Raw genomic sequence first — 850 nt, 5'->3', positions numbered from 1 at the left:
CCCTGCCTTATTGCGCGGCCTTGTCGGCATGCACCACATCCTGAAGGTATTGCATCAGCCCGTCGCGCAGCTCGTCGCGCGCCAGCCCGAACGAGACGGTGGCCTGCAAAAACCCCACTTTAGAGCCGCAATCGAACCGCTGACCGCGGAAGCGATAGCCATAAACCGGGCGGTCCTCATTGATTTCGTTGGCGATGGCGTCGGTCAGCTGAATTTCGCCCCCCGCCCCGGCTTTGATCTGGTTGAGACTGCGCAGCACGTCCGGCGTCAGAATATAGCGCCCGATCACCGCCAGGTTCGAGGGCGCCTTGTCGGCGGCCGGCTTTTCCACCAGCCCGCGCGCTTCCACCAGCGCACCCATGTCATTCTTCACGTCCAGCACGCCATAAGAACTGGTCTGCTCGCGCGGCACTTCCATCGTCGCCACCATGCAGCCGGGGTTTTCCTCGTAGGATTCCACCATTTGTTGCAGACAGGGTTTATCCGCCGCGATCACATCGTCGGGCAGGATCACCGCAAACGGCTCGTTCGAGATCAGGCGGCGCGCGCACCACACCGCATGGCCCAGCCCCAGCGCCTTGTGCTGGCGGATATAGGCAATCGCCCCGGATTCCATGTTGGTGTCCTTGAGGATCTCCAGCAGCTCGTCCTTGCCCTTCTTGCGCAATTCCTGCTCCAGGTTCGGCGCGATGTCGAAATAATCCTCCAGCGCGCCCTTGCCGCGCGAGGTGACAAAGATGAATTCCTTGATCCCGGCGGCGCGCGCCTCGTCGATGGCGTATTGGATCAGCGGGCGGTCGACCAGCGTCATGATCTCCTTGGGCACTGACTTGGTCGCCGGCAAAAACCG

Annotated in this window: 1 protein-coding gene; it reads right to left on the bottom strand. The window is 62.1% G+C overall.

Annotated elements, in window-relative coordinates:
- Positions 1-7: 7 nt before the first annotated feature.
- A partial coding sequence (locus tag LZG00_21025; protein MCF3596475.1) for a UTP--glucose-1-phosphate uridylyltransferase occupies positions 8-850 on the bottom strand: 843 nt, incomplete at its 5' end.

Source organism: Rhodobacteraceae bacterium LMO-JJ12, from assembly GCA_021555075.1.
GTDB lineage: Bacteria > Pseudomonadota > Alphaproteobacteria > Rhodobacterales > Rhodobacteraceae > JAKGBX01.
This window is presented reverse-complemented; position numbering and strand designations above follow the sequence as displayed.